The 24,420-nt window shown below is 60.5% G+C and carries 17 protein-coding genes and 1 other RNA gene; 6 read left to right on the forward strand and 12 right to left on the reverse strand.

All coding sequences use genetic code 11. The features are described 5' to 3' along the window. Nucleotides 1–8 precede the first annotated feature (8 nt). Nucleotides 9–557: an adenine phosphoribosyltransferase gene (locus GPL81_RS02795; protein WP_096512696.1), complete on the forward strand. Its 549-nt coding sequence runs from the start codon at nt 9–11 to the stop codon at nt 555–557. A 135-nt stretch (nt 558–692) separates the two neighbouring features. Here GPL81_RS02795 and GPL81_RS02800 read toward each other — a convergent pair whose 3' ends face one another. From GPL81_RS02800 to dnaX, 5 genes are all read right to left on the reverse strand, one after another. Continuing rightward, nucleotides 693–1,841 carry an acyl-CoA dehydrogenase family protein gene (locus GPL81_RS02800; protein ID WP_160105103.1) on the reverse strand — a complete coding sequence of 383 codons (1,149 nt, stop codon included), beginning with the start codon at nt 1,839–1,841 and terminating at the stop codon, nt 693–695. A gap of 208 nt (nt 1,842–2,049) precedes the next feature. Continuing rightward, on the reverse strand, nt 2,050–2,652 hold the full coding sequence (recR, locus tag GPL81_RS02805) for a recombination mediator RecR (RefSeq protein ID WP_160105104.1): 603 nt from the start codon (nt 2,650–2,652) through the stop codon (nt 2,050–2,052). A gap of 74 nt (nt 2,653–2,726) precedes the next feature. After that, on the reverse strand, nt 2,727–3,761 hold the full coding sequence (locus GPL81_RS02810; RefSeq protein ID WP_160105105.1) for an NADP-dependent oxidoreductase: 1,035 nt from the start codon (nt 3,759–3,761) through the stop codon (nt 2,727–2,729). 264 nt (nt 3,762–4,025) lie between these two features. Continuing rightward, nucleotides 4,026–4,364 (reverse strand): YbaB/EbfC family nucleoid-associated protein, encoded by a 339-nt coding sequence (locus GPL81_RS02815; protein WP_096512700.1) that lies wholly within the window; start codon nt 4,362–4,364, stop codon nt 4,026–4,028. A 64-nt stretch (nt 4,365–4,428) separates the two neighbouring features. Next, a complete protein-coding gene (gene dnaX / locus GPL81_RS02820) occupies nt 4,429–6,513 on the reverse strand; it encodes a DNA polymerase III subunit gamma/tau (protein WP_160105106.1) in 2,085 nt (694 codons plus the stop codon). Nucleotides 6,514–6,647: 134 nt separating this feature from the next. On the opposite strand from dnaX, the gene GPL81_RS02825 reads away from it, so the two are divergent. Beyond that, nucleotides 6,648–7,388: a substrate-binding periplasmic protein gene (locus GPL81_RS02825; RefSeq protein WP_160105107.1), complete on the forward strand. Its 741-nt coding sequence runs from the start codon at nt 6,648–6,650 to the stop codon at nt 7,386–7,388. A gap of 63 nt (nt 7,389–7,451) precedes the next feature. On the opposite strand, the gene GPL81_RS02830 is transcribed toward GPL81_RS02825, so the two are convergent. Then, nucleotides 7,452–9,152 carry a putative bifunctional diguanylate cyclase/phosphodiesterase gene (locus tag GPL81_RS02830; protein ID WP_160105108.1) on the reverse strand — a complete coding sequence of 567 codons (1,701 nt, stop codon included), beginning with the start codon at nt 9,150–9,152 and terminating at the stop codon, nt 7,452–7,454. 278 nt (nt 9,153–9,430) lie between these two features. On the opposite strand from GPL81_RS02830, the gene GPL81_RS02835 reads away from it, so the two are divergent. Then, complete coding sequence (locus tag GPL81_RS02835) at nt 9,431–9,745, forward strand: helix-turn-helix domain-containing protein (RefSeq protein ID WP_096512704.1); 315 nt, start codon at nt 9,431–9,433, stop codon at nt 9,743–9,745. A 174-nt stretch (nt 9,746–9,919) separates the two neighbouring features. Here GPL81_RS02835 and ffs read toward each other — a convergent pair. From ffs to GPL81_RS02865, 6 genes are all read right to left on the reverse strand, one after another. Continuing rightward, nucleotides 9,920–10,016: signal recognition particle sRNA small type (gene ffs / locus GPL81_RS02840), an RNA gene on the reverse strand. 187 nt (nt 10,017–10,203) lie between these two features. Further along, nucleotides 10,204–11,328, reverse strand: a complete 1,125-nt coding sequence (locus GPL81_RS02845; protein ID WP_160105109.1) for a zinc-binding metallopeptidase family protein — start codon at nt 11,326–11,328, stop codon at nt 10,204–10,206. Between the two features lie 224 nt (nt 11,329–11,552). Further along, a complete protein-coding gene (ligA, locus tag GPL81_RS02850) occupies nt 11,553–13,910 on the reverse strand; it encodes an NAD-dependent DNA ligase LigA (RefSeq protein ID WP_160105110.1) in 2,358 nt (785 codons plus the stop codon). A 138-nt stretch (nt 13,911–14,048) separates the two neighbouring features. Further along, entirely contained in the window at nt 14,049–14,900 is an 852-nt protein-coding gene (zipA, locus tag GPL81_RS02855) for a cell division protein ZipA (RefSeq protein WP_160105111.1), read from the reverse strand. A 257-nt stretch (nt 14,901–15,157) separates the two neighbouring features. Next, nucleotides 15,158–18,646, reverse strand: coding sequence for a chromosome segregation protein SMC (smc, locus tag GPL81_RS02860; protein ID WP_160105112.1), 3,489 nt, complete (start codon nt 18,644–18,646; stop codon nt 15,158–15,160). Between the two features lie 2 nt (nt 18,647–18,648). Next, on the reverse strand, nt 18,649–19,308 hold the full coding sequence (locus GPL81_RS02865; protein WP_160105113.1) for a GntR family transcriptional regulator: 660 nt from the start codon (nt 19,306–19,308) through the stop codon (nt 18,649–18,651). A 265-nt stretch (nt 19,309–19,573) separates the two neighbouring features. On the opposite strand from GPL81_RS02865, the gene xdhA reads away from it, so the two are divergent. The 3 genes from xdhA to xdhC all read left to right on the forward strand — a co-directional run bounded on the left by xdhA (nt 19,574) and on the right by xdhC (nt 24,399). Further along, the gene (gene xdhA, locus GPL81_RS02870; protein WP_160105114.1) at nt 19,574–21,028 is read left to right on the forward strand and encodes a xanthine dehydrogenase small subunit; all 1,455 of its coding nucleotides are present in this window, start codon (nt 19,574–19,576) and stop codon (nt 21,026–21,028) included. Next, entirely contained in the window at nt 21,021–23,420 is a 2,400-nt protein-coding gene (gene xdhB / locus GPL81_RS02875) for a xanthine dehydrogenase molybdopterin binding subunit (RefSeq protein ID WP_160105115.1), read from the forward strand. Before xdhA ends, xdhB begins: the two co-directional genes overlap by 8 nt. A gap of 136 nt (nt 23,421–23,556) precedes the next feature. After that, nucleotides 23,557–24,399 carry a xanthine dehydrogenase accessory protein XdhC gene (gene xdhC, locus GPL81_RS02880; protein ID WP_121103045.1) on the forward strand — a complete coding sequence of 281 codons (843 nt, stop codon included), beginning with the start codon at nt 23,557–23,559 and terminating at the stop codon, nt 24,397–24,399. The last annotated feature ends 21 nt before the right edge of the window (nt 24,400–24,420 follow it).

A 24,420-nucleotide genomic window follows, 5' to 3' on the forward strand; every position in this document is an offset into this window, starting at 1 on the left:
CCCCGACGATGGTCTTCGACTCCTTCGACATCAAATCCCTCATCCGCCCCGTGATCGACTTTCCCAAGCCGGGCGTGATTTTTCGCGACATCACTCCGTTGTTCCAGTCGCCCACGGCCCTGCGCCTGGTGATGGACAGCTTCGCCCATCGTTATGTCGAAGCCGACTTCACCCACATCGGCGCCATGGATGCCCGTGGCTTCCTGATCGGTTCGGTGCTGGCTTATCAATTGAATAAACCGCTGGTGCTGTTTCGCAAGCAAGGCAAGCTGCCGGCCGATGTCCTGGCCGAAGGCTATGCGACCGAGTACGGCGAAGCTTTCCTCGAAGTACACGCCGACAGCCTGTGCGAAGGCGATTCGGTGGTGATGTTCGATGACCTGATCGCCACGGGCGGTACCCTGATTGCCGCGGCGAACCTGATTCGACGCATGGGCGCCCGGGTTCATGAAGCGGCGGCGATCATCGACTTGCCGGAATTGGGCGGATCGCAGCGGCTGGAAGACATGGGCATTCCGACGTTTTGCCTGACGCAGTTTGCGCTGACCGATATGTAAGTAGCGTCTGTACTGACGCCTTCGCTGGCAAGCCAGCTCCCACAGGATCTGCGGCGTGCACAAATTTTGTGCACAGCAGAGAACACTGTGGGAGCTGGCTTGCCAGCGATAGCGTCAGCAGCTACACCACAGAACTCAAAGCCCCATCTGCTTGCTGATGATCTCGTTCATCACTTCCCGCGTCCCGCCTCCGATCGACAGAATCCGGTTATCGCGGTACAGCCGCTCTACCAGGCTGTCCCTCATGTAACCCAAGCCACCCAGTATCTGCACGGCATCCGTGGTAATCCTGTCCGCCGTGTCGGTGGCAAAATTCTTGGCCATGGAAATTTCCTTGATCACACTCTGGCCCGCGGCCATTTTCGCCGCCTGCCGGTAGGTGAATTCCCTTGAGACTTCCAGTTCGGTGGCCATTTCGGCGAGGCGGTGCTTGATCACCTGGAACTTGCCGATGGGTTTGCCGAACGCTTCACGCGCTCGCGCCCATTTCAGGCTTTCCTCCAGGGCGAGCTGCGCTGTCATATTGGCCATCAGGGCCAATGCCAGGCGTTCGCTCTGGAAGTTGCCCATGATGCAGGCGAAGCCCATGTTCTCGCCGCCAATCAGATTGCCTACAGGCACCCGGCAGTCATCGAAGAACAGTTCAGCGGTATCGGACGCCCACCAACCCATTTTCTTCAGTTGCCGCCCGACGGTGAAACCGGGGGTGCCCTTCTCGATCAACAACAGGCTGACATCCGCGAAACCCGGCTCACCGGTGCGTACCGCGACCGTATAGTAGTCCGCGCGCACGCCACTGGTGATGAAGGTTTTGCTGCCGCTGACCCGGTAAAATTCGCCATCACGCACGGCGCGGGTTTGCAGGTTGGCGACGTCGGAACCGCCGCCGGGTTCGGTGACGGCCAGGGCGCTGATTTTTTCGCCCGACAACACCTGCGGCACGACCCGCTCACGGACTTCAGGCCTGGCCCATTTAAGAATCGGCGGCAGACCGATGTCCAACGACCCGAGCCCTGCCACCAGACCACCCGAACCACAACGCATCAACTCTTCGCTGGCGGCGATCTTGGCGAACAGATCGCCTTCGTGGCTCCCGCCGAGCGCTTCCGGGTAGCCGATACCCAGAATCCCCGCCGCGCCGGCCTTGAGGTAGAGCTCACGGGGAAAGCTTTCGGCTTCTTCCCACTCGTCAATGTCCGGAAGAATCTCGCGCTCGACGAAACGTCTGACGCTGTCGCGGATCAATTGGTGGCTGGGGTCGAAGTATTCCTGAAAGGCAGGCATCGGCGAACTCCACAAAAGGGGTTCGCCGACGTTAACCGAGCGCTTGCTTGGTTTTCAACAGGATTGTGTGTACCAGGGAGACCGCGGCGCCTGCATCGCGAGCAAGCTTTGCTCCTACAGTTGCGCGTTGTGCCGGAAATTGGCGTCAAACCCAAAACCTGTAGGAGCAAAGCTTGCTCGCGATGGCGTTCTTAAAGACGCTACAGGACTAGAGAGAAATCGGCTTGCGCCCGGCAAACGAATGCGCCAACGTCCCGCCATCCACCAACTCCAGCTCGCCCCCCAGCGGCACGCCATGGGCGATGCGCGAAGCGATCAGGCCTTTGCTGCTGAGCAATTGGGCGATGTAATGCGCCGTGGCTTCCCCTTCCACGGTCGGGTTGGTGGCGAGGATCACTTCAGTGAACGTGCCTGCCTCTTCGATTCGTGCCATCAGTTGTGGAATGCCAATCGCTTCCGGCCCCAGGCCATCGAGTGGCGACAGGTGGCCCTTGAGCACGAAATAGCGACCGCGGTAACCGGTCTGCTCCACGGCGTAGACATCCATCGGCCCTTCCACCACGCAGAGCAGCGTATCGTCGCGTCGGGTATCGGCGCATTGCGGGCAGAGGTCATCTTCGGTCAGGGTGCGGCACAAACGGCAGTGACCGACCCCTTCCATGGCCTGGCTCAAGGCCTGGGCCAGTCGCGAGCCGCCGCTGCGATCGCGCTCGAGCAACTGCAACGCCATGCGCTGGGCGGTTTTCTGACCCACACCCGGCAAAACGCGCAGGGCATCGATCAGTTGGCGAATCAAAGGGCTGAAGCTCATGGGGAAAAATCCGACAAAACAACGAGACGCGGTTTATACCCGCGCCTCTGGTTAGCGTCAAATTGCAGCGGCAATTAGCCCTGGGCGACCTTAATCACCAGTTTGCCGAAGTTGCGTCCTTCCAGCAGACCGATAAACGCCTGGGGCGCATTCTCCAGACCATTGACCACGTCTTCGCGGAATTTCACCTTGCCGTCACGCACCCACGGTGCCATGGCGCTGGCGAATTCCGGCTGACGGTCGCCGTAGTCGTCGAACACGATGAAGCCCTGGATCCGCACGCGTTTGGTCAGCAGCGTGCGCTGCAATTGCGGCAGGCGATCCGGCCCACTTGGCGCTTCGCTGGCGTTGTAGGACGCAATCAGGCCACACAGCGGAATCCGCGCCTTGGGATTGAGCAGCGGCACCACGGCGTCGAACACCTTGCCACCGACGTTTTCGTAATAGATGTCGATGCCCTTGGGGCACGCCCGGGCCAGTTCATCGGCGAAATCCGGGCTTCTGTGGTCGATGCAGGCGTCAAAACCCAGCTCTTCAATCACGTAGCGACACTTGTCCGCGCCACCTGCTACGCCAACCACACGCAACCCCTTGATCTTCGCCACCTGCCCGACCACCGATCCCACGGCACCGGATGCAGCGGCAACCACCAGGGTTTCGCCGGATTTCGGCTGGCCGATGTCCATCAACCCCATGTAGGCGGTCATGCCCGGCATGCCCAATACGCCCAGGGCCATCGATGGGCTTGGCAGCGATGACGGGATAGGCATGATGCTGCGGCCATCGTTGATGCTGTGGCTTTGCCACCCCGTGGCGCCTACCACCAGATCGCCTTCCTGAAATTTTGGATTGAGCGAGCGCTCGACCCGGCTGACTGCGCCGCCGGTCATCACCTCGCCGATTTGCACCGGGGCTGCGTAGGACGGCGCGTCACTCATGCGACCGCGCATGTAGGGGTCCAGCGACAGGTAAAGGGTCTTGAGCAGCACCTCGCCATCGCTCAGATCGGGCAGCGGGACGCGCTCCAGGCGGAAATTCTCCGGCGTCGGCGCGCCGACCGGGCGCGAGGCCAGGACGATGCGTTGGTTGAGGGTCATGGGGTCGGACATGGCGGCGTCTCCTTTGATCGATGAGTTCGGGGGTATAGGGAGCAGACCTTTGTGGCGGTGGTGCGTTCGATGATTCGTCAGTCATACCGAGTCGACTTCATCGCGGGCAAGCCACGCTCCCACAGGATTGAGGTGATCCCTGTGGGAGCCGGGCTTGCCCGCGATGGCGTCGGGACAGACGCCTCAGGCCCAACAGGCAGAAACAAAAATGCCAGGCTCAATGCCTGGCATTTTTATGTAGCCCATCCGACGCGCTTTAGCGAATCAGAATGGCAGTTTCATGCCCGGCGGCAGTTGCATGCCAGCGGTCATGCTGCCCATTTTTTCCTGGCTGTTGGCTTCGATCTTGCGCACGGCGTCGTTGACGGCGGCAGCGACCACCGCTTCCAGCATTTCCTTGTCGTCTTCGCTCATGCCTTCGAGCAGGCTTGGGTCGATGCTCACGCTCTTGACGTCATGACGACCGGTCATCACCACGGTGACCATATCGCCACCGGCCTTACCGGTGACTTCGGCGTTGGCCAGCTCTTCCTGCATCTTGGCCATTTTTTCCTGCATCTGCTGCGCCTGCTTCATCAGGCCGGCCATGCCACCTTTCATCATGGTAATCACCTCAAAAGTACTTGGATCAAAACAGCGCCCGGCGCTTGCCGCCGACCACCTTCAGTTATGAGCCCTGACTGACCAGGGCTTCGACAGGTTCAATAGTATCGTTACGGATCACTGCACCGAACTGCTGCATCATTTGCTGGATGAACGGATCGCCGTGGATCGACTCCTCGGCCTCGCGCTGACGGTCGGCACGACGGCGGGACGCAGCCTGGGCCGGGGTTTCCTGCTCGGGCTTGATCAGCTCCATGGTCAGGGTCAGGGTACGCCCATGATATTGGTTCAATGCATCGTTGAGGCGACGCTGCTGTGTGGCGTTGAACAAGGCGCTGTGGGCCGGGTCCAGGTGCAACAGCCAATTGTCGCCATCGACGGCGATCAAGGTGCAGTTGGCGGCGATGCTGCCGGTCATGCCGGAGATCGGCAATTTCGGGAACAGTTCCAGCCATTGCAGGGCCAACCCCGTGGCCGGCGCGGCGGCGGGTTCCGGCTCGGGCTCCGGCGCTGGCTCGGCGGCGTGTTCGCTCGCCAGATCATCGAGGTAGCTGTAGGCCGAGTCCATGTCCGGTTCGATGTAGTCCTCGTCCAGCGGCGGCTCGTCGTCCAGGTCCATGCCCGGTGTGGCGGCATCGACGTCGGCCACGGACGGCTCCGGGATTGGCGCAGCGGCCCACTCCGGAGCGTCCGGCACCACGCTGTCAGGCGTCGGCAACGGCATCGGTGGCAATTCGGGTTGTTCGCTGGCGGTTTCCAGTACCGGTTCCACCGCGGGTTGCTGGACAGTGGCCGGCTCGACCGGGTCATTCCACGGCAGGTCGACAACCTCTTCGACCACGTCCGCCTCGACCACGGGCTCTGGCAACATCACAGGGGCAACCGGTTCAGGCGCGGGAGCCGGCACCGGCGCCGGCGCAACAACTGGCGCAGGGACCACGGGGGCAACGGCCGCAGCGACTACCGGCGCAACCACCGGCGCGGCAGCCACTGGTTTGGCGGAATCAACTGTGGCCTGGCTGATCCCCACTGGCTTTAGCGATTGCCTCGGGGCATCCGCGGTGTCGGCGGGCCGGAAGGCGAGCATCCGCAGCAGCACCATTTCGAAGCCGCCTCGCGGGTCCGGCGCCAGCGGCAAATCGCGGCGACCGATCAGGCCCATCTGGTAATAGAACTGCACATCTTCGGCCGGCAGGGCCTGGGCCAGCGCCAGCACCCGGTCACGGTCGCCGTGACCGTTGTCGACGCCTTCGGGCAAGGCCTGGGCGATGGCAACACGGTGCAGCACGTTGAGAATTTCCGAGAGCACGCCATTCCAGTCCGGGCCTTGCTCGGCCAGATGACGGACGGCTTCGAGCAACGCCTTGGCATCGCCTTCGATCAGCGCATGCAGCACGTCATAGACCTGACCGTGATCGAGGGTGCCGAGCATCGCCCGCACGTCGGCGGCCATGACCTTGCCTTCACCGAAGGCAATCGCCTGGTCGGTGAGGCTCATGGCATCGCGCATCGAACCATCGGCAGCGCGGCCCAGCAACCACAGTGCATCGTCTTCGAACGGCACGTTTTCGACGCCCAGCACGTGGGTCAAATGCTCGACCACACGCTCAGGGGTCATGTTCTTCAGGGAGAACTGCAGGCACCGCGAAAGAATCGTTGCAGGAAGTTTCTGCGGATCGGTGGTGGCCAGGATGAATTTTACGTAGGGTGGCGGCTCTTCGAGGGTTTTTAGCAGCGCATTGAAGGAATGGCTGGAGAGCATGTGCACTTCGTCGATCAGGTAGACCTTGAAGCGCCCGCGGCTCGGCGCGTACTGCACGTTGTCGAGCAGCTCGCGGGTATCCTCGACCTTGGTGCGGCTGGCGGCGTCGATTTCGATCAGGTCGACGAATCGGCCTTCATCGATCTCGCGGCATACCGAACACTCGCCACAGGGCGTGGAAGTGATACCTGTTTCACAATTCAGGCATTTGGCGATGATTCGCGCGATGGTGGTCTTGCCGACCCCGCGCGTACCGGTAAACAGGTAGGCGTGGTGCAGCCGCTGGCTGTCCAAGGCATTGATCAGAGCCTTGAGCACATGGGTCTGGCCGACCATTTCGCGGAACGAGCGCGGACGCCATTTACGTGCAAGAACCTGATAACTCATCGAAAACCATCACCACTGGGAAGCAGAAGCGGCTAATGCTAGCGGAGCAAGGCCAAAATTGCATCCGGTGCGCTCGTCTAATCTGGCTAAGCTGCTGTTTGGGGGCTTTTTGATTCAAAGATAGCGGAGCGTTTATGCGGCTGGCCTTGGGGGCACTGCTGTTGATCAGCCTGGACGGCACCGCCGCGCAAGCGCCGTTGCGCTTCGTGGTGCCCGACAGTTGGGCGATGCCGATGGTGCAGCTGGAAAATGGCCGGCCGACCCAGGGCATCCTGTATGACGTGATGCTCAGCCTGGCGACCCAAATCGGCGTACCGGCGGAATTCCATGTACTGCCCAGAGGGCGTGTGCAAAGTGCCATGGAGCAGGGCGAGGTTGATATCCGCTGCTATGTTGCGCAGTCCTGGCTTCCGAACCCGTCCGGCGACTACCTCTGGAGCATCCCGCTCTTCACTCAAGCTGATTTACTGGTCAGCCGCCCTGCCCTGCAGACTTCGGTAATTGCGGCGAACCTGCCGCCACAGTCCATCGGCACGGTGCTCGGCTACAGCTATCCGACCTTGCAGCCGCTGTTCGACGCCAATCAATTGCACCGCGACGATGCCCGCAATCAGGAGCAGGTGCTGGAAAAACTCTACGCCGGGCGCAATCGCTATGCGGTCAGCAATCAATGGACGCTGGACTGGTTCAACCAGCGCCTGTTGCCGGATCGGCAACTGCAAGGCGTGGCGGTGCTACAGGAGCAAAACGTCGGGTGCTACGTGCGCAATGATCCAAAGGTGCCGGGGCAACGGATTCTGCGTACGTTGGTGCAGATGAAAATGTCCGGGGAGATCGATGACATCATCGGGCTCTACATCGGCGGCAAACCATAAACCCCTTGTGGGAGCGAGGCTGCTCGCTCCCACATTGGATTTTCATCAGCCCGGCGAAGAAGATCAGGCCGTTTGATCCCAGACCCGCCATTGCAGCGGCACGACAAAACCTGTGACCCACCCCGGCACCTCTGCCGGCGGCATCGGGCGGGCAATGAAATAGCCTTGGGCCACGTCGCAGCCCAACCGCATCAGCAACTCACCGTGCTCGACGCTTTCCAGCCCTTCGGCAATCACCTGTCGGCCAAACGCCCGGGCCAGGCCGATGATCGCGGTGGTCAGGGCAAGATCGTCGCCGTCTTGCAGAATGTCGCGCACAAAGGATTTATCGATCTTGATGGTTTGGGTGCGCAGGCGCTTGAGGTAGCTCAGGGACGAATAACCCGTGCCGAAATCCCCCAATGAAAACTGTACCCCCAGCGCCTGGCAGGCCTGCAAGCAATCGCTGACGTGCTGGATATTTTCAATGGCGACCGACTCGACGATTTCCAAGTCAAGCTGCTGCGGCGCGACCCTGGCATGGCGTGCCAGCACTTTTTTAAGCCTTTCGAAAAAATCCGCCCGCTGAAAATGCCGTGCCGCGATATTAATGCTCACCGGCCAGTCATGGCCGGCCTGCTGCCACTGATCCAGTTGCGTCAGCACCTGGTCCATCACCCACTCGCCTATGTCGATAATCAGGTCGGTTTCTTCCACCAGCGGCAAGAACGCCCGGGCCGGCACGATGCCCTGTTGCGGATGCTCCCAGCGCAGCAACGCCTCGAACCCGACGACCTCGCCATGGCGCATGTTGACCTTGGGCTGGTAATGCACGCGCAATTCATCGGCGGCCAGCGCCTGGCGCACCCGTTCGACCGTCTGGTGAGTGGCCTTGACCTCCCGATCCCGGGATACGTCGAATAGATGAAAGCGCTTGCGGCCGCTCTGCTTGGCCACATACATCGCCTGATCGGCATGGCGCAACAGGGTTTCGGCATCTTCATTGTCATGGGGGAACAGCGTCACGCCAATGCTGGCAAACACATTGATGTGCTTGCCACTGAGCGAGTACGGCGCGGAAATCGCCTCCAGCACCCGGTTCAGCGCCGCGCGCAATTCCGGCAAGTCGCGCACATAACGCAGGACCAGCACGAACTCGTCCCCGGCCAACCGCGCCACCACATCTTCGCCACGTACGATACCGCGCAATCGTTTGGCTACTTCCACCAATAAAAGATCACCGCTGGCATGCCCGTAGCCATCGTTGACCGCCTTGAAGCCGTCGAGGTCAAGCATGCACACGGCCAGCGGGATGCCTTCCTGCCGCGAAAACTCCAGCGCCTGATCCAGCAAATCCGATAGAAACGCGCGATTGGGCAGCCCGGTCAACACGTCATGCCCGACCCGCCATTGCAGGGAGTGCAGCAACTGACGCTTTTCGCTGATATCGAACCGAATCGACAAATAGCGCTCGATGCACCCGGTGGTTTTATCGAGTACCGGCACCATGGTGCTTTCGACCCAATACAGGCTGCCATCTTTCGCGCGGTTGCAAATTTCGCCCTTCCAGACATTGCCTGAGGCAATGGTGCGCCACATCCCGGCGAAAAACTCCGCCGAGTGCACGCCGGAATTGAGCATGCGATGGTTTTGTCCAAGCAACGCCTCACGGCTGTAGCCGGAGATCGCGCAGAATTGATCGTTGACGTGGGTAATCCGGCCGGTCAGATCGGTCTCGGAAAAAATGGCGGCGGCATCCACGGCCCTGCGGTACTTCTCATCCATGAGTCAGACTCGCTGTCACTGGCGGTGGAACCCGTTTAAGGCAGCAACACCAATACTGGTAATATTTTTGTCGAACCTGGGCTCTCGCAATCCTGCGAGTGCGCGCGATAGTGATTCATTCACTGCGTTCCAACTTCCGGGAACAGGTCACCCAACGCGCCTTCAGGGCGGCGATTCTACGAAACGCATCACATTTTGCAAAGCAAGGTGATGGATCATGCAGTTGTATAATGCAAAAATCTATCGTTAAGTTCTTGATTCTAAATGGGAATTGAGCGATGCAAATTTCAAGTTTGGGTCCAGCCATTCGGCGCTACCGCAAGGTCGCGGGGCTTACTCAGGCTGAACTTGGCGAAAAAACCGGTTTTGACCCCAAAACCATCAGCCGCTTCGAAACCGGCACCTATACCCCCAGCGTGGACGTACTGTTCCTGCTTGCCAATGTGCTGGGCGTGAAGCTGAAAGCCTTTTTCGCCGATCTGGGCGAAGAAGATGAACAGCGGGCGTATCTGTTCGATGTCGTACATAAAGCCACCCCGAAGGATCTGGGAAAGCTGATCGCAGCGGTTGACCAGGCCTTGTCCAAGCCTTAGTGCCAGAAAAGAAAAAAGGAGACCGACTTGTCATGCTGACAGGTCGACCTCCTTTTTATGTCGTAGCCTGAATCGGAGACGACAAAAAACCGCTATGGACGGGTCCATGGCAGCGCAATAAAAGTAATTTCACATAGAAACGCGAAGAGGGTTCGCGCGGCGTTAAGGTGGCGACCCCACCAGCCACACCCCGGCACACAATGTCACCGCTGCGGCTGCTCCCTTCCAGGCCTGACCGGGTTCACGGCTGATCGTTGCGGGGGGACCGATGGGGTCACCATAACGACGCTCACCTGACGGCGAGCCGCGCCATTGTACCTATCTGAGACGAAGTTACAACCGTTCGGGTGGATTAAAAAATATAGCTGCTTCAATGACATGCAGAACGCCCGAAAGATCGCGGCGTCCGGCAGTCCCTACAGGTCCTGCAAGACCTCGTCCGCCCTGCCGCCCACGCGCTAGATGACCAGATGAATGAAGTGCAGCTTGGCGATCACCGCCGGCGGCAGCACGAAGGGATAAAAATCCGGTTGCCCCATGCTGCGCGACAGCTCATTGAGCATGCCGGCCAGTTCGATCCAGGCGTTGACGAACGACAGGAACGCCGCGCCGCCCGGATGTTGCGGATCGTAGAGGGTATCCAGCAGAAATGGCTGATAGTCGAAGTCCATTTCCCGGGCGCTCATGCCGAACCCCAGCGCCGTATCCACCGCGTCCATCATGTGCAGGTAGTGCGCCCAGGTTTCAGCCCAATCCTCCCACGGGTGCATGGTGGCGTAGGCGCTGACGTAGTGCTGCTGCCAATCAAGGGGGGCACCTTGTTGATAATGCCGATCCAGCGCCTCGGCGTAGCTGGTGCGCTCATCGCCGAACAAACCCCGGAACGGTTCCAGCCAATCACTGCCAGCGATCAAACGGTCCCAGTAGTAGTGCCCGACTTCATGACGAAAGTGCCCGAGCAAGGTGCGATAAGGTTCGTGCATCTGCACCCGCACCTGTTCGCGATGGGCATCATCGGCTTCTTTGATATCAAGGGTGATCAGGCCATTCGCGTGGCCGGTGGTGGGTGGCTTGCCTTCAAGGTCGACGCCTATGAAATCGAAGGCCAGGCCGGACTCTTCATCGACAGTCTTGGGAGTCACCTGCAAACCCAAACTGACCAATTGCGCCACCAGACGCCGCTTGGCGGTTTCCACCTTGCGCCAGCGTTCGTGGTTCTCGGGTATCGACAGATCGGGAATGGTGCGATTCAGGCTACAGGCGATGCACAAGGCGCCCTGATCATGGGCAGGTAGCAACCAATTGCAGGCGGCCGGGGAATCGAGGTTGGCGCAACGGTGAAACGGGCCTGCGCCGGGATCGGCATCAAGGAGCCAGGTGCCCGTTTGCGCCCCCGGTTGCAGCGAGGACAAGCGACTCTGCTCCGGCTGATAGCCCAACGCCGCAGAACAGGCCAGGCACTGGCTATTACGAAAGAACAGCGACTGCCCGCAACGACAGGGCCAGACCTTGCTGTTGCGCGCACTTTCACCCATGAACGGCGCGGCGATGCGCGAGCTGAGCTGTTCGAAGAAACGGTACATGGCGATCTCTCCCTGGGGCTTGCCAAGACTAGATCATTCCTGATCGACGATCGTTCCCGATATTTGTGAGCGGGCTGAGATCGCTTTCGCTGGCAAGCCAGCTCCTACAAAGATCGCGTAAACCCTGTAGGAGCTGGCTTGCGAGCGAAGGCGGCATGCCTGACACACCGCATCGTTCAAGGATCGCGTAAGCCCTGTAGGAGCTGGCTTGCCAGCGAATGGCATCACACGGATAGGCCGTGCGTACTCAGAAACCCGACAAACGCCTCTTCATCCAGCACCTTCAGCCCCAGCTCATTGGCCTTGGTCAACTTCGACCCCGCCCCCGGCCCCGCCACCACGCAATGGGTCTTGGCCGACACCGAGCCGGCAACCTTGGCACCGAGGCTTTCAAGTTTCTCCTTGGCCACATCGCGGCTCATCAACTCCAGCGAACCGGTCAGCACCCAGGTCTGGCCAGCCAACGGCAAACCTTCGACGACTTTCTTTTCGCTGTGCCAGTGCATGCCGAATTCGGCCAATTGCGTTTCGGCCGCCGCGGCCAGCAGGCGATTGTCCTCGACTGCAAAAAACTCACGAACCGAATTGGCCTGCTTCTCCGGCAGCGCCTGACGCATGTCCAGCCAGTCGGCGTCGATCACCCCTTGCAGCGAGCCGAATTTGTCCGCGAGCTTCTGCGCCCCGCCCGGCCCGACCGAAGGAATGTGCAGCTTGTCGAGGAAACCACCGAGTGTCGTGCTGGCGGCAAATTCGGCGCCCAGCTCGCCCTGATCCTGAATCTGCAACCCGTGCTTGAGCAGATCGGCGATAACCTGCTGGTTATGCGCATCCTCAAAGAAGCTGTGAATCTCGTGAGCCACTTCCAGGCCGACATCCGGCAAGTACGTCAGCACTTGCGGCAGCGCTTGCTGCACCCGCGCCAACGAGCCCAGGGAGCGCGCCAGCACCTTGGCCGTCTCTTCGCCGACATCGGGAATCCCGAGGGCATAGATGAAGCGCGCCAGGCCCGGTTTCTTGCTGTCTTCGATGGCGCCGAGCAACTTCCTGCTCGACAGTTCGGCAAAGCCTTCGAGGTCGACAATGTCCTCGAACTTCAAGGCGTAGAGATCCGCGGGCGAACTCACCAGACCTTCATCCACCAATTGTTCGACGCTCTTGTCGCCCAGGCCTTCGATGTCCATCGCCCGACGGGAAACGAAGTGAATGATCGCCTGCTTGAGTTGCGCGCCGCAGGCCAGTCGACCGACACAGCGATACACCGCACCTTCGCTGACGGTCTCGCGCCCCTTGCTGCGCTTGACCAGTTGCGTGCGCTCGACATGGGAACCGCAGACCGGGCACTGCTCCGGGATCTGCACCGGCCGCGCGTTGTCCGGACGCCGCTCGGTGACCACTTGCACCACTTGTGGAATCACATCGCCGGCGCGGCGGATGATCACTGTGTCGCCGATCATCAGCCCCAGTCGCGCCACTTCATCCATGTTGTGCAGCGTCGCATTCGCCACGGTGACACCCGCCACCTTGACCGGTTTCAGGCGCGCCACTGGCGTGACGGCGCCGGTGCGGCCAACCTGGAACTCCACATCGAGCAACTCGGTGAGTTCTTCCATGGCCGGAAATTTGTGGGCGATGGCCCAGCGCGGCTCGCGGGCACGGAAACCCAGCTCGCGCTGAGAGGCAATGCTGTTGACCTTAAACACCACGCCATCGATTTCATAGGGCAACGCATTGCGCCGCTCGCCAATGTCGCGGAAGTAATCCAGGCACTCATCGATACCGTGCGCCAGTTTCAGCTCATGACTGATCGGCATGCCCCAGGCCTTGAGCTGCTGCAGATTGCCAATGTGCGTGTCGGCAATATCCGCGGACACCTGACCGATGCCGTAGCAGCAGAATTCCAATGGCCGGTTGGCGGTGATCTTCGAATCCAGTTGCCGCAAGCTACCCGCCGCCGCATTGCGCGGGTTGGCGAACGTCTTGCCGCCGACCTCCAGTTGCGTGGCATTGAGCCGCTCGAATCCGGCCTTGGACATGAACACTTCGCCGCGCACTTCCAGGGTCGCTGGCCAACCGGTGCCGTGCAGTTTGAGCGGGATGTTACGCACGGTGCGCACATTGACACTGATGTCTTCGCCGGTGGTGCCGTCGCCGCGCGTGGCGCCGCGCACCAGAACGCCATCCTGATACAACAGACTGACCGCCAGACCATCAAGCTTGGGCTCGCAGCTGTATTCCACCGCAGCGCCACCACCGAACAGATCACCGGCCGGCAAGTCCAGCCCCTCGGTCACCCGACGATCAAACTCGCGCATGTCGGTTTCTTCGAAGGCATTGCCGAGACTGAGCATCGGCACTTCGTGGCGCACCTGAGTGAATGCCGACAACGCCGCGCTGCCCACTCGCTGGGTGGGCGAGTCGCTGGTGATCAGTTCGGGATTGGCGGCTTCAAGCGCCTTGAGCTCGTTGAACAACCGATCGTACTCGGCGTCCGGAATGCTCGGCTCGTCCAGCACGTGATAGCGGTAATTGTGCAGATCCAGCTCGGCACGCAGCTCTAGAATGCGGTTTTTGGCGGCAGTCATCGGTGTTCTCTCATAAAGCAAAAGAGCAGCCGAGGCTGCTCAATCTATTGATGCGGCGAAAAGCTAATTGTAGGAGCAAAGCTTGCTCGCGATGGCGATCTCACGGACGCCATCGCCGGCAAGCCGTGCTCCTACAAATCAACGTTTCTGGGTCAGGGCGCGACGCTCGAATTCAACGATGCGCTGACGGTAGTGTTCGATCGTCTGGGCGGTCAGCACGCTGCGCTGATCGTCTTTCAATTCGCCATTCAGCTCCTGGGACAGTTTGCGCGCTGCAGCCACCATCACGTCGAAGGCTTGCTTCGGATGACGCGGGCCTGGCAACCCCAGGAAGAAGCTCACCGCCGGGGTACTGAAGTGGTCGATGTCATCCAGATCGAAAACGCCTGGCTTGACCGCATTGGCCATGGAGAACAGAACTTCGCCATTGCCGGCCATGCTTTCGTGACGATGGAAGATGTCCATTTCGCCAAAACGCAGACCGCTTTCCAGAATGTTCTGCAACAACGCCGGGCCTTTGAAGCCGGCGGCGTCGCGGCAAATCACGCTGATCACCAGCACTTCTTCGGCTTGCGGCTGATCTTTTTCGCTGACCGCAGCCGAAGCCTTGGTGTCTTCGACAAAGTCGTCGTCGCGGCTGTTGAAGCTCGGGCCGCCGTCCAGGTCGAGACTGAGATTCATATCGCCCTGGGTCGGTTCGCCACCACGCTTGCCACGCTTGGAACCCGACTCACGGGGTTCGCGCGCCGGCATGCTCACCGACGGCAGGTCCTGCTCGTCCAGATGCGGCTCCTTATGGTCGTCCAGCACGCGGGACGGGCCCAACAGCTCGGCGCTGGTGTCCTCGTCCGGCAGGTTGGACAGACTTCGGTCAAGACGGAATTTCAGTTTTCCCTTGCCGCCGCGCATACGGCGCCAGCCATCGAAAAGAATACCGGCAATGACAATAATGCCGATGACGATCAGCCACTCGCGCAGACCGATTTCCATGTAATCCCGTGCCTCTATAAAAAATGCTGAAAAATAAGGGGTTTACAACCTGTAAACACCTTTAAAACGTGGCGCCAACTCTATGTTCTGACAGGCGTTTTGCCCACGTATACGAAAAATTGACATTAAACTAGCACGACCAAAGGTAACTTTACACCGTCTGTCACATAGGCTTCAGCGAATATGTCGATTGGCCAGCAACTCAGGACAAGTAAAAAAGTCCTATAAGCCAGTAGTACCTATCCTACAGAGACTACTCAGGCCTCCACCATCGCCATCGCCTCCTCGACATCCACTGCCACCAGACGTGAGCACCCCGGCTCGTGCATCGTCACCCCCATCAGTTGCTCGGCCATTTCCATGGCGATCTTGTTGTGGGTGATATAGATGAACTGCACCGTCTGCGACATCTCTTTGACCAGTCGTGCATAGCGTCCCACGTTAGCGTCGTCCAATGGCGCGTCAACCTCATCGAGCATGCAGAACGGCGCCGGGTTCAACTTGAAGATCGCAAAAACCAAGGCCAATGCCGTCAGGGCTTTTTCGCCGCCGGAGAGCAAATGGATGGTGCTGTTCTTCTTTCCGGGCGGCTGCGCCATGATCGTCACCCCTGTATCGAGTAGATCTTCGCCCGTCAGTTCCAAATACGCGCGACCTCCACCGAAAACTTTTGGGAAAAGGGCCTGTAAACCGCCATTGATCTGATCAAAGGTATCCTTGAAGCGGTTGCGGGTTTCCTTGTCGATCTTGCGAATCACGTTTTCCAGCGTCTCGAGCGCTTCCACCAGATCGGCGTCCTGCGCATCCAGATAACGTTTACGCTCGGATTGTTGCTGGTATTCGTCGATGGCTGCGAGGTTGATCGCACCCAGGCGTTGTATACGCGCGGCGATGCGCTCAAGTTCTTCCTCGGCGGCTTTTTCGCTGGCCTCGGCGGTCAGTGTGGCGAGCACGCCATGCAGGTCGTAACCGTCTTCGATCAACTGGTCCTGCAAGGCCTTGCGCCGTACGGTCAGTGCCTGCCATTCCATGCGCTGCTGTTCGAGCTGGCTGCGGATCAACTGCGATTGCTGCTCGGCCTGGCTGCGGCGTTTCTCGGCGTCGCGCAATTCGCGGTCGGCATCTTCCAGGGCGATTTGCGCGGTCTTGAGTTCTTCGTCGACGGTCATGCGCTTGTCGAGCAACTCTTCGAGTTTCAGCCGCAGCTCTTCCAGCGGCGCTTCACCCTCCTCCAGATTGAGGCTCAATTGCTCACGCTTTTCGGTGAGACGTTCGGACTGCATTTCCAGACGCTCCAGCGCCTGGCGCGTCGAATCGTGCTGCGCCTTGAGCGAACCCAGGCGCACCGCCAGTTGATGGGCATGATCCTTGTGCTGCCGCGCTTCCTGGCGCACCCGGTCAAGCCGCTCACGCAAGCTGTCGCGTTGGGCCAGCAGCAATTCGCGCTGCTCGGTGTCGAGCGCCATGCTGTCGAGGGCTTCCTGCAGTTGCAGGCGCGCTTCGCCGATGCTTTCGTGCTCCAGCGCGCGCTGTTCGGCCAACTCGGCGATCTCTTCGTCGAGGCGGGTGCGACGCAAGGTCAACTGCTCAGCCTTGGCTTTGCCGGCCGACAACTGGGCTTTCAATTCGCCTTGCTGACGGGCTTCGTCTTGCAACAAGCGACGCAAATGTTCGCGGCCATTTTCCTGTTGACGCTGTTGCGCCCGCAGATTTTGTAGTTGGCTTTCCAGGGTTTCGACGGTGGCTTCAAGCGCTTCGCGATCAAGGCCCAGTTGCTGGATTTCCTGACCGCGGGCCAGCATGCCACTTTCCGCTTCGCTGGCTCGGCGCACCCGTAGAAAATGTCGACCGACCCAGTAACCGTCGCGGCTGATCAGACTCTGCCCGGCGGCCAGCTGACTGCGCAAGCTCAGAGCCTGCTCAAGGCTTTCGACCGGTTTGACCTGGCCCAGCCACGGCGACAGATCGACGTGCGCCTCGACCTTGTCGAGCAAGCTGCCCGGCACACGCACGCCATCACTGGCCGGGCTGAGCAAGCGCAGGTCGCCCTGGGCAAACCCGGACAGATCGAAATCGCTGAAATCGTCCACCAGCACGGCTTGCAGATCCGCACCCAGCACGGTTTCCACCGCCAGTTCCCAACCGGCTTCAACTTTCAGGCCCTCGGCCAGGCGCGGGCGATCGGCCAGATGCTGTTCGCGCAGCCATTCGGCAGTACCGGTGCCCGGATCGAGCGCGGCTTGCTGCAAGGCTTCCAGCGAGGCCAAGCGGCCATTGAGCCGTTGCAGTTCGCCCTGGGCCTGCTGCTGCGCGGATAGTGCCTGCTGCAATTGCTGGCGCAGTTGCTCAAGCTTTTCGACCTGAGCTTCTTCACTGGTCTGCAAATCCTCCAGGGTCGCCTCGGACTCAGCGAGTTGCTCACTGAGTTCCATGATCGCCAGGTCTTCCGGGTCCGCCGACAGCAAGGCGCGCTCTTCGCTCAAGCGCTTCTGGCGATCGGCCAGGCGCTCCAGGCTGGTTTCCAGCTGCTGGATTCGCGACTGTTGAACTTCGGACTGGCGTCGCGGCTCGGCGGCGGTCAGGTTGAACGTGTCCCACTGCTCCTGCCAGCCATGCATGGTGGTTTCGGATTCTTCCAGCGCGGCGGCGGCCTCTTCGGCGGCGGCGCTGGTGACTTCCTGCTCGGGGGTGAGCATGTCCAGCTCTTCGCCGAGGGTCAGCATCAAGGTGCGGTCATGGCCCAGGTGCGACTCGGTTTCCAGGCGTGCGCGCTCGGCTTCCTTCAAGTCATCCTGCAGCTGACGCAGGCGTTGCTGACCATGCTGGATACTTTGCTCGACCCGGGCGATGTCGCCACCGACCGAATAGAAGCGACCCTGCACCAGATTGAAGCGCTCGGAGAGGTCGTGGTGCCCGTCACGCAAGCGTTCGATGCTGGCGTCGGCGTTGCGCTGCTCGGCCACCAGCGCCTCGAAACTGACTTCCTGGGTGCCGATGATCGACTCACGCTGGCCGACCTGATCGTTCAGATCCTGCCAACGCAGGGCCGACAGTTGTGCCTTGAGCTGACGTTCTTCGGCCTTGAGCTCCTGATACTTCTTGGCAGCCTCGGCCTGGCGGTGCAAGCGCTCGAGCTGACGTTCGAGCTCTTCGCGCAGGTCGGTCAGGCGCGCGAGGTTTTCGTGAGTGCGGCGGATGCGGTTTTCGGTTTCGCGTCGGCGCTCCTTGTATTTGGAGATGCCCGCCGCTTCTTCGATGAAGTTGCGCAGGTCTTCAGGCTTGGACTCGATCAGCTTGGAGATCATTCCCTGTTCAATGATCGAGTAGCTGCGCGGGCCCAGGCCAGTGCCGAGGAAAATGTCGGTGATATCACGGCGACGGCACTTGGTGCCGTTGAGGTAATAGGTGGTCTGGCTGTCGCGGGTCACTTTGCGGCGAATGGAAATTTCCGCATAGGCCGCGTATTCACCGAGCAATGTGCCGTCGGAGTTATCGAACACCAGTTCGATGCTCGCCTGGCTGACGGGTTTGCGGCTGGTCGAGCCATTGAAGATGACGTCGGTCATCGACTCGCCGCGCAAGTTCTTGGCCGAGCTCTCGCCCATCACCCAACGCACGGCGTCGATGATGTTCGACTTGCCGCAACCATTGGGCCCCACCACCGCCGCCATGTTACTGGGGAAGTTCACCGTGGTCGGATCAACGAAGGATTTGAACCCTGCCAGCTTGATGCACTTGAGCCGCACGCTTAGGCGTCCGTCAGGGCGGAAATCACCAGATCGCAACTGCGCTGGCCATAAGCCGTCAGCACTTGGCGAATCTGTGGAAAGTCACGGGCGATCACGGCGGCGAGCAGGCGTTCGAACAGCTCCAGGTACTCGCTCATCGAAGCCTTGCGCTGATCCAGGGCAAGGAAGTAGGCCCGGCTCATGGCCGGCTGCAGATTCTCGACGGTTTCCTGCAGATAAGGATTGTTGGCGAATGGATACGTAGCGCGCATCACATTGAAACTGTCGTCGACGAAGGTATGGATGTCCTGGCGTTCGTAGCTGGCGGCCAGGCGCTGCTGGATCTGCACGAACGGCGCCAGGTCGGCCTGGACTTGCCAGCCAGTGGCCACGGCGTTGGCCAGCAGGATGTACATCTCGCCCATCAGCGTGCACAGGCTCTGCACCTTGTGCGCGGTGAGCTCGGTCACATGGGCGCCACGGCGCGGCAGGATCGCGATCAGGTGGCGACGCTCGAGAATCAGCAAGGCCTCGCGGACCGAGCCACGGCTGACGTCGAGGGCCTGCGTGACCTTCTGCTCCTGGATGCGCTCCCCGGGCTTCATTTCACCGCGAATGATGCGTTCGGCGAGGTGGTGAGCGATTTGCTCGGCGAGGCTGTCCGGCGCCTTGAACGTCATGGTTGTCCTTCAAACTCTTCGATCTGCACAAGCGGCGCAGTGTAGCGCAATTGATACGTCATGGCGCAGGGCCCAACCGGCGGAATTTGGCACGATTCAAGCAAAAAGCAGCCTATCCCGCGAGGGTCAATACTGTAGGAACGAGTCGTTGATCGACGAAATGCACTTTCCTGACCTTTAAGTCAGAAAATCATTGACCGAAAAGTCAGACCTGCTAAATTCGGTCACATCGGTTAACAACAATAATGAGTCTGCGAGGCCTTCCGTGATCCAGTTTTTACTAAACCAGGAACTCCGTAGCGAGCATGCCCTGGACCCGAACCTGACCGTGCTCAATTATCTGCGCGACCATGTAGGCAAGCCCGGCACCAAAGAAGGCTGCGCCAGCGGTGACTGTGGCGCGTGCACCGTGGTGGTTGGCGAGTTGCAGGTGGATGACGCGGGCCGCGAACACATTCGCTATCGCAGCCTCAATTCCTGCCTGACCTTTGTTTCGTCTCTGCACGGCAAACAACTGATCAGCGTTGAAGACCTCAAGCACAAAGGCGAACTGCATAGCGTGCAGAAAGCCATGGTCGAGTGCCATGGCTCACAATGCGGCTTCTGCACCCCCGGCTTCGTCATGTCGCTGTTCGCCCTGCAAAAGAACAGTGAGGCGCCCGATCATCACAAGGCCCACGAAGCCCTGGCCGGTAACCTCTGCCGCTGCACCGGCTATCGGCCGATCCTGGAAGCGGCCGAGCAGTCCTGCTGCGGCAAGCAACCAGACCAGTTCGATGCCCGTGAAACCGAAACCATCGCTCGCCTCAAGGCCATCGCGCCCACCGACATCGGCGAACTCAACAGTGGCGACAAACGCTGCCTGGTACCGCTGACTGTCGCCGATCTGGCCGACCTCTACGACGCTTATCCACAAGCCCGCCTGCTGGCCGGCGGCACGGACCTGGCGCTGGAAGTGACGCAGTTCCACCGAACCCTGCCGGTGATGATCTATGTCGGCAATGTCGCCGAGATGAAGCGCATCGAACGCTTCGACGACCGCCTGGAAATCGGTGCTGCCACCGCCCTCTCCGACTGCTACGACGCCTTGAAAGCCGAATACCCGGACTTCGGCGAACTGCTGCAGCGTTTCGCGTCCCTGCAGATTCGCAACCAGGGCACCCTGGGCGGCAACATCGGCAACGCTTCGCCCATCGGTGACTCGCCTCCTCTATTGATCGCATTGGGCGCGCAGATCGTCCTGTGCAAGGGCGAAACCCGCCGCACCATGGCGCTGGAGGATTACTTCATCGACTACCGCGTCACTGCGCGTCAGGAGAGCGAGTTCATCGAGAAGATCATCGTGCCCCGCGCCAGCGCCGAACAACTGTTCCGCGCCTACAAGGTGTCCAAGCGCCTGGACGATGACATCTCGGCCGTTTGCGCCGCGTTCAATATTCGCCTTGAAAACGGCGTAATTGCCGACGCCCGCGTGGCTTTCGGTGGCATGGCGGCGATCCCGAAACGCGCCAATGCCTGCGAAACCGTGCTGCGCAATGCACCCTTCAACAGCGCCACCCTCGAACGCGCCTGTGCTGCACTGGCTGAGGATTTCACTCCGCTGTCGGACTTCCGCGCCAGCAAGGAATATCGCCTGCTCAGCGCGCAGAACCTGCTGCGCAAATACTTCATCGAACTGCAAACACCGCACATCGAGACTCGGGTGACCGCTTATGTCTAACCATCACGCCGTAGAGAAGACCCAGGCCGAACTGGCTGAACTGTTCGCCAAGGACCTGACCACCGGTGTCGGCCGCAGCGTCAAGCACGACAGCGCCGCCAAGCATGTGTCCGGTGAAGCGCAGTACATCGACGACCGCCTGGAATTCCCCAATCAGCTGCACGTCTACGCACGGCTGTCGGACCGCGCCCACGCCAAAGTCATCAGCATCGACACTTCGCCGTGCTACGCCTTCGAAGGTGTACGCATCGCCATTACCCACGAGGATGTTCCTGGCCTGAAAGACATTGGCCCGTTGATGCCCGGTGACCCGTTGCTGGCCATCGACACGGTGCAGTTCGTCGGCCAGGTAGTCATGGCCGTTGCCGCCCATGACCTGGAGACCGCGCGCAAGGCCGCCATGGCCGCGGTGATCGAATACGAAGACCTCGAACCGGTGCTGGACGTGGTCGAGGCCTTTCGCAACAAGCATTTCGTGCTGGACAGCCACACCCATCAACGCGGTGATTCGGCGGGCGCGTTGGCGACCGCGAAAAATCGTATCCAGGGCACGTTGCACATCGGCGGCCAGGAACACTTCTACCTCGAAACCCAGATCTCTTCGGTCATGCCCACCGAAGACGGCGGCATGATCGTCTACTGCTCCACGCAGAACCCCACCGAAGTACAGAAACTGGTGGCCGAAGTGCTGGACGTGTCGATGAACAAGATCGTCGTCGACATGCGTCGCATGGGCGGTGGTTTCGGCGGCAAGGAAACCCAGGCGGCGAGCCCGGCCTGCCTGTGCGCGGTGATCGCGCACCTGACCGGTCAACCGACCAAGATGCGTCTGCCACGGGTCGAAGACATGTTGATGACCGGCAAGCGCCACCCCTTCTATGTCGAATACGACGTGGGCTTTGACGACAGCGGGCGCCTGCACGGCATCCAGCTGGAACTGGCGGGTAACTGCGGCTGCTCGCCGGATTTGTCAAACTCGATTGTCGACCGGGCGATGTTCCACTCGGACAACTCATACTATCTGGGCGACGCGACCATCAACGGTCACCGCTGCAAGACCAACACGGCGTCGAACACCGCCTACCGTGGTTTCGGCGGCCCGCAAGGCATGGTCGCCATCGAAGAAGTGATGGACGCTATTGCCCGCCATTTGGCCCTTGATCCGCTGGCCGTGCGCAAGGCCAACTACTATGGCAAGACCGAGCGCAACGTCACCCACTATTACCAGACCGTCGAGCACAACATGCTCGAGGAAATGACCGCCGAACTGGAAGAAAGCTGCCAGTACGCCGAGCGCCGCGAAGCGATTCGCCGATACAACGCCAACAGCCCGATCCTGAAAAAAGGCCTGGCGCTGACCCCGGTGAAATTCGGCATTTCCTTCACTGCCAGCTTCCTCAACCAGGCAGGCGCCTTGGTGCACGTCTACACCGACGGCAGCATCCACCTGAACCACGGCGGCACCGAAATGGGCCAGGGCCTGAATACCAAGGTCGCGCAGGTCGTGGCCGAAGTGTTCCAGGTGGAAATGGACCGCGTGCAGATCACCGCGACCAATACCGACAAAGTGCCGAACACCTCGCCGACCGCGGCCTCCAGCGGCGCTGACTTGAACGGTAAAGCCGCGCAGAACGCTGCTGAAACTATCAAGAAACGCCTGATCGAATTCGCTGCGCGGCAATACAAGGTCAGCGAAGAAGATGTGGAATTCCACAACGGTCACGTACGGGTTCGCGATCACATCCTGACGTTCGAAGCGCTGATCCAGCAGGCGTATTTCGCCCAGGTGTCGCTGTCGAGCACCGGCTTCTACAAGACCCCGAAAATCTACTACGACCGCAGCCAGTCCCGTGGTCGTCCGTTCTACTACTTCGCCTTCGGCGCGGCATGCTGCGAAGTGCTCGTCGATACACTGACCGGCGAATACAAAATGCTGCGCACCGACATCCTCCACGACGTCGGCGCCTCGCTTAATCCGGCTATCGACATCGGTCAGGTCGAGGGTGGTTTCATCCAGGGCATGGGCTGGCTGACCATGGAAGAGCTGGTGTGGAACAACAAGGGCAAGCTGATGACCAACGGCCCGGCCAGCTACAAGATCCCGGCCGTGGCGGACATGCCGCTGGACCTGCGGGTGAAGCTGGTGGAGAACCGCAAGAACCCCGAAGACACGGTGTTCCACTCCAAGGCCGTGGGCGAGCCGCCGTTCATGCTCGGCATCGCCTCGTGGTGCGCGATCAAGGACGCGGTGGCGAGCCTGGGTGATTACAGGCATCAACCGAAAATCGATGCGCCGGCGACACCGGAGCGGGTGTTGTGGGGCTGTGAGCAGATGCGGCAGTTGAAGGCGGTGAAAACCGTTGAGACCGAAACCGAGTTGGCTTCGCTCTAGACCGAGGTGCTGCCATCGCTGGCAAGCCAGCTCCCACAGGTTTATGTACGGATCTATGGACCTGTACAGATCCAATGTGGGAGCTGGCTTGCCAGCGATGAGGCCCGAACAGACAACAGAGATGTTGAGGTGAGATATGTACAACTGGATCGACGCCCTCGCCGACCTGCAAAACCAGGGAGAGCCCTGCGTGCTGGTGACCATCATCGAAGAGCTCGGCTCGACGCCACGCAATGCCGGCTCGAAAATGGTTATCAGTGCCCGTCAGACCTTCGACACCATCGGTGGCGGGCATCTGGAATACAAAGCCATGCAGATCGCCCGCGAGATGCTCGCCAGCGGCAAGCAAGACACCCATCTGGAGCGCTTCAGCCTTGGCGCCAGCCTCGGCCAGTGCTGCGGTGGCGCAACAGTATTGCTGTTCGAACCGATGGGTCAGGTCCAGGCGCAAATTGCCGTGTTCGGCGCCGGCCATGTCGGCCGGGCACTGGTGCCACTGCTCGCGAGCCTGCCCTGCCGGGTACGCTGGATCGATTCGCGGGAAGAAGAGTTCCCCGAACAGATCCCCCACGGCGTGCGCAAGATCGTCAGCGAAGAACCGGTGGATGAAATCGACGACCTGCCCGCTGGCAGCTACTGCATCGTCATGACCCACAACCATCAGCTCGACCTCGAACTCACCGCCGCGATCCTCAAGCGCAACGACTTCGCCTACTTCGGCCTGATCGGTTCGAAGACCAAGCGGGTCAAGTTCGAACATCGCCTGCGCGACCGCGGTTTCGACAATAGCGTCGTGCAACGCATGCGCTGCCCGATGGGGATCGGCGAAGTCAAAGGCAAGTTGCCTGTGGAAATCGCCATCTCCATCGCCGGCGAGATCATCGCCACCTATAACGCGAATTTCGGCCAGCACACCGCCAGCGCCGGCTCGATTGCCAAACTGCTGCCCGCTTCACGCCGCAGCCAAGCGTCCAATTGATAAGACTGAGAACCGGGAATC

The organism is Pseudomonas izuensis, assembly GCF_009861505.1.
Taxonomy (GTDB): Bacteria; Pseudomonadota; Gammaproteobacteria; order Pseudomonadales; family Pseudomonadaceae; genus Aquipseudomonas; species Aquipseudomonas izuensis.